The sequence below is a fragment of the Extensimonas soli genome, from assembly GCF_029211265.1.
GTDB lineage: Bacteria > Pseudomonadota > Gammaproteobacteria > Burkholderiales > Burkholderiaceae_C > Extensimonas > Extensimonas soli.
Genome location: NZ_JARGEL010000020.1, coordinates 1 through 5,508, shown reverse-complemented (window position 1 = coordinate 5,508; position 5,508 = coordinate 1). Strand labels below are relative to the sequence as shown.

The window sequence follows — 5,508 nt, the reverse complement described above, 5'->3', positions numbered from 1 at the left end:
GCATGAACCCCCGATCTGTGCCCGATCTGTGCCCAAAGCGGCGCTTGCGTGGCCGCTTCCTACCCGCCAGACTCGCCAAAAAGGGCGGTTGAACTTCCTATACCCGTGAGTTTCTTCATGGGATCTCTGGCTGGCTGCGGGTTGACGCTCGTGGCCGGATCTTGCGCAGTCCGCATGGCAAAAAATTGCATTTGCGTGCCGCCGTTGGTATCAGCGTGCTTTTTTTGTTTCGCTATGATCATGGCGCCGGGTACGAACACGTATATTCATTCTCAAGGCCGCGTGATGGCTGAAACCGCGGCGAAACTGCGTTACTGAAATCGTTCGTGGATTCGCGCCGCCCGCAAGAGTAAAGTCCGGGCGTCGAGTCGCCAGCCGGTCACGGGACCGCCAGCCCGCTCGCACAAATCGGGAGATCTGATTTGGCCAAACGTATATTGCTTGTCCTGATCGCGCTGATCGTCATCGGCGCCGTCGGATTCTTCGCGCTGGCGTGGAAGCCTGCGATTGCGCCGGTCGATCCACCGCCAGCGGCGGGTTTCGCCGCAGCGCTGGTTGCGAGGGGCGAGCAGCTCGCCGGTGCCGGCAACTGCGCCAGCTGCCACACCGCGCCGGGCGGTGCCGCCTATGCCGGCGGCCTGGCGATGGAAACCGGCTTCGGCACCGTCTACAGCACCAACATCACGCCCGATGCCGACACCGGCATCGGGCGCTGGTCGCGCGAGGCTTTCGTGCGCGCGATGCGCGAGGGCGTGGCGCGCGATGGCTCTCACCTGCTGCCGGCGTTTCCCTACGACCACTTCACCAAGGTTCGCGACGAGGATCTTGACGCGCTCTACGCCTACTTCATGACGCGCGCCGCGGTCAGCGCCGAGGCGCCGGCCAACACGATTCCGTTCCCGCTGAACATCCGCCTGCTGCAGGCCGGCTGGAAGCTGCTGTTCTTCGACCTGCACAAGGGCGTGTACGAGGCGAGGGCGGACAAGGGCGAGGAGTGGAACCGCGGCGCCTATCTCGCCGAAGGACTCGGCCACTGCGGCGCCTGCCACACGCCGCGCAACAGTCTGGGCGCGGAGAAACGGCATCTCGCCTATGCCGGCGCTTCGATCAAGGCCTGGTGGGCGCCCGCGTTGAATGCGGCGAGCACCTCGCCGATGCCGTGGACGCAGGATGATCTCTACGCCTACCTGCGTACCGGCGGCTCGACGCTGCACGGCGTCGCCGCCGGCACGATGTCGGACGTGGTGCATGCGGGCCTGGCGAAGCTGCCGGACGAGGACGTGCGCGCGGTCGCGCTGTACTTCGCCGATCTCAACGGCTCCGCTGCCAGGACTGCGGCGTCTGCCGAGGCGCTGACGCAGGCGATGGCGCGCAGCCGCGCCGATGCCAGCGAGGAGATCGATGCCGGCGCCGCGCTGTATCGCGCCGCCTGCGCGTCCTGCCACTACAACGGTGGCGCGCAGCCGCTGGCGCCGCGGCCGGAGCTGGCGCTGAGCAGCACCGTCACCGGGCCGGACCCGTCCAACTTCATCCACATCGTGCTGCACGGCATCGGCGACGGCGAAGGCCTGCCCGGTCTCTACATGCCGGGCTTCGCAGCCTCGCTCAGCGATGCCGACATCGCCAATCTTGCCGCCTACCTGCGCCGCAGCCGCAGCGACCAGCCGGCGTGGAACGCGCTGCCGTCGACGGTGGCGAAACTCAGAACGCAGCCTGCCGGAGCGGAACAGTGAGTACCTCGTTCAACATCAATGGCCAGCCGCTGTCGGTCGACGCAGAGCAGGACATGCCGCTGCTGTGGGTGATCCGCGACGTCATCGGTTACAAGGGCACCAAGTTCGGCTGCGGCATCGGCATGTGCGGCGCCTGCACCGTGCACATCAATGGCCGCGCCGCGCGTTCCTGCATCACGCCACTGGCGGCGGTCGCTGGCGCCTCGATCACGACGATCGAAGGGCTCGATCCGGCCGGCCAGCATCCGCTGCAGAAAGCCTGGGTGGAAACGCAGACGCCGCAGTGCGGCTACTGTCAGTCGGGCCAGATCATGCAGGCGGCGACCTTGCTCAAGGACTATCCCGATCCCAGCGATGCCGACATCGACGCGGTGATGAGCGGCAACCTCTGCCGCTGCATGGCGTATGCGCGCATCCGCAAGGCGATCCGAATCGCGGCGCAGGAAATGCGCGGAGCGGCCTCATGAGCACGTTCGCCAAACATGCAGACGCGGCACAGCCGGGCACGATCACGCGCCGCGGCTTTCTCATCGGCGCCGCCGGTGCCGGCTTCACGCTGGCCTTCCTGCGGCCGGGCCTGGTCGTCGCCGATCCCGCGGCGGCGGTCGCTGCGCGCGCCTTCGAGCCGACGATCTGGTTCGACATCGACCGCGACGGCATCGTCGGCGTCAACATCATCCGTGCCGAAATGGGCCAGCACGTCGGCACCGCACTCGCGCGCATCGTCGCCGACGAGCTGGAAGCCGACTGGGCCTCGGTGCGTCTCAACTACGTCGACACCGATCCCAAGTGGGGCCTGATGGTGACCGGCGGCAGCTGGTCGGTGTGGCAGAGCTTCGGCTATCTGAGCCAGGCCGGCGCCGCCGGCCGCATCGCGCTGATCGAGGAAGGCGCCAAGCTGCTGCGCGTACCGGTCGCTTCGTGCACCGCGCGCAACAGCGTCGTCAGCGGCGGCGGCAGGTCGATCGGTTACGCCGAGATCGTGCGGCGCGGCGATCTCTCCCGTGTCTACACCGCCGAGCAGCTGAAGGCGATGCCGCTGAAGCCGGCGGTGGAACGGCGCCTGATCGGCGAGCCGGCGAAGGCGATCGACATACCCGACAAGACCACCGGCGCGGCGCGCTACGGCATCGACGCCGAAGTCGCCGGCATGGTCTATGCGCGGCCGAAGCTGCCGCCGACGCGCTACGGCTGCACCGTCACCGCGATCGACGACACCGCGGCGAAACCGGTCAAGGGCTACATCAAGAGCGTCGCGCTGGACGATCCTTCCGGCACCGTGCCGGGCTGGGTCGTGGTCTATGCGGACAGCTTTCATTCGGCGAACCGCGCGGCCGAGCTGGTCAAGGTCAGCTGGTCCACGGGCGAGGCGGCGACGGTGTCGGAGCAGGTGCTGCAGGCGCACGCGACGAAGCTGATCGACAGTGCCGAAGGCGGCTCGCTGGTGGTCGCCGACGAAGGCGTCGAGGCGGCGTTCGCGGCGGCGAAATCGACGCTGCAGCAGGACTATACGACTGCGACCGTGCTGCACTTCCAGCTGGAGCCGGTCAACGCGCTGGCGTTCGAGAAGGACGGCATCTGGGAAATCCACACCGGCAACCAGTGGCAGTCGCTGATCCTGCCGACCCTGGCCGCGGCGCTGAAAGTGCCGGAGAGCAAGGTGGTGATGCGCACCTACCTGCTCGGCGGCGGCTTCGGCCGCAGGCTCAACGGCGATTACGCGGTGCCGGCGGCGCTGGCCTCGCAGGCGCTGGGCAAGCCGGTGAAGCTGGTGTTCACGCGCGCCGACGATATCCGCTTCGACTCGCCGCGCTCGCCCTCGGTGCAGCGCCTGCGCATCGCCTTCGGCGCAGACAACAAGGTGACGGCGATGGAACACCACGCCGCCGCCGGCTGGCCGACGCTGGCGATGGCGCCGTTCTTCATGCCCAAGGGCAAGAACGACCAGCCTTACGATCCGTTCTCGATCGCCGGTGCCGATCACTGGTACACGGTCGGCGCGCATCGCGTGCGCGCGATCTGCAACGACCTTGCGAACCAGACCTTCCGTCCGGGCTGGCTGCGCTCGGTCGGGCCGGGCTGGACCAACTGGGCACTGGAAAGCTTCCTCGACGAGGCCGCGCATTCCATCGGCGTCGATCCGCTGGCGTTTCGCTTGAGCCTGCTCGACGCGCAGGGCAAGAACGCCGGCGGCGCGCCGAGTGCGGTCGGCGGCGCCGCGCGGCAGGCGCAGGTGCTCAGGCGCGCCGCCGAGAAGGCAGGGTGGGGCGGCAGCCTGCCGAAGGACAGCGGCCTCGGCATCGCGACCAGCTTCGGCCAGGAGCGCGACATGCCGACCTGGGGCGCCTGCGTCGCGCGGGTGAAAGTGGATCGCTCAACCGGCGTGGTGAAGGTGGAAAAACTCACGCTGGTGATCGACGCCGGCACCATCGTCCATCCCGACGGCGCACTGGCGCAGACCGAGGGCGCGGCGCTGTGGGGCGCGAGCATGGCGCTGCACGAAGGCACCGAGTTCCACAACGGCGAGGTGCGCGACACCAACCTCAACACTTACACGCCGCTGCGCATCCGCGACGTACCGGAGATGGACATCGAGTTCATCAAGAGCACCGAAGCCCCGGTCGGCCTCGGCGAGCCCGGCACCACGGTTGTCGGGCCGGCGATAGCCAATGCGATCTTCGCCGCGGTCGGCGCGCGGCTGCGGCACATACCGATCCGGCCCGAGGCGGTGCTGAAGGCGTTAAAGGGCAACTGAGCCAGATGGATCAAGCTCTGTAGCCTGCAATGAGCGCAGCGAATTGCGGGATCTGCGTTGGTGGAAGTTTTCAGTCCCGCAATTCGCTGCGCTCATTGCAGGCTACCCGGTTCGGACTCACCGCATTTGTCCGTGTTCCTTCGTGGCAAATGCTTTCGCCTGATCCGCGTTGATCCGTGAAATGAGATCAAGATCTTGGAAGGGGTGATTCCAAGTTTCCATCAACCATGCACGCGCCCGTACTCGCGCGGCGTGAAGCCGGTCATGCGCCGGAACACGCGCGAGAAATGGCTCTGGTCGCAAAAGCCCAGGCTCGCCGCGATGTCGGAGACGTGATGGTTGCCCTGCAACAGCAGTTGCTTGGCGTGCTCGATGCGCAGGCGCAGCAGGTAGGCCATCGGGCTGGTGCCGGTACTGATGCGGAACAGGCGCGCGAAGTGCGCGCGGCTGACACANGCCGGGGCGGGCGCAAGCCTGAGCAGCCATTCCCTGCACCGGAGTGTTTCGTGCCGCGCTTCGCCGCGACCGTGTCGCAGCTGCAGGATGCCGTGGCGCACGCAACGTCGCCGGCAGCGCATCTGCCCACGGCTCGCTATGCGCCTCACCGTCCCGAGCGCACGCTCAAGAAGCGCGGGCTGTGCCCGAGCTGCGGCGCACGGCGCATGGCCGAGTCGGCGCGGCATCTGGTGGACGAGGTGTTCGGCCCGCGGCCGGTGCGGCAATGGGTGCTGAGCTTTCCGTACCCCTTGCGCTTCCTGTTCGCCAGCAAACCCGACGCCATCGGGCCGGTGCTGGGTATCGTGCATCGTGTGATCGCCAGCTGGTTAGCCGATCAAGCTGGCGTCGACCGCGCCAGCGCGCAATGCGGCGCGGTGACGCTGATCCAGCGCTTCGGCAGCGCGCTGAATCTAAACATTCACTTCCACATGCTGTGGCTCGACGGCGTGTACGACGCGAACGTCGAGCCCCCGCGGCGCAAGCCGCGCCTGCGCCGCGCCCGTGCCCCCACCTCTGCGCAAC

Annotated in this window: 4 protein-coding genes and 1 pseudogene; 4 read left to right on the top strand and 1 reads right to left on the bottom strand. The window is 67.7% G+C overall.

The genetic code is table 11. The features are described 5' to 3' along the window. The first annotated feature begins 422 nt into the window (after window positions 1-422). Genes PYV55_RS09420 through PYV55_RS09410 form a run of 3 tightly spaced genes read left to right on the top strand, consistent with a single transcriptional unit; the run spans window position 423 to window position 4,488 of the window. Entirely contained in the window at window positions 423-1,733 is a 1,311-nt protein-coding gene (locus PYV55_RS09420) for a c-type cytochrome (RefSeq protein WP_275850441.1), read from the top strand. Further along, window positions 1,730-2,200 (top strand): (2Fe-2S)-binding protein, encoded by a 471-nt coding sequence (locus tag PYV55_RS09415; RefSeq protein ID WP_275850439.1) that lies wholly within the window; start codon window positions 1,730-1,732, stop codon window positions 2,198-2,200. Before PYV55_RS09420 ends, PYV55_RS09415 begins: the two co-directional genes overlap by 4 nt. Continuing rightward, complete coding sequence (locus tag PYV55_RS09410) at window positions 2,197-4,488, top strand: xanthine dehydrogenase family protein molybdopterin-binding subunit (protein ID WP_275850438.1); 2,292 nt, start codon at window positions 2,197-2,199, stop codon at window positions 4,486-4,488. Before PYV55_RS09415 ends, PYV55_RS09410 begins: the two co-directional genes overlap by 4 nt. Before the next feature lie 221 nt (window positions 4,489-4,709). Here PYV55_RS09410 and PYV55_RS16325 read toward each other — a convergent pair. Continuing rightward, a pseudogene (locus tag PYV55_RS16325) lies at window positions 4,710-4,943 on the bottom strand (helix-turn-helix transcriptional regulator); the annotation flags it as partial. Between the two features lie 51 nt (window positions 4,944-4,994). Here PYV55_RS16325 and PYV55_RS16290 point away from each other — a divergent pair. Beyond that, a partial coding sequence (locus PYV55_RS16290; RefSeq protein WP_345803593.1) for a transposase occupies window positions 4,995-5,508 on the top strand: 514 nt, incomplete at its 3' end.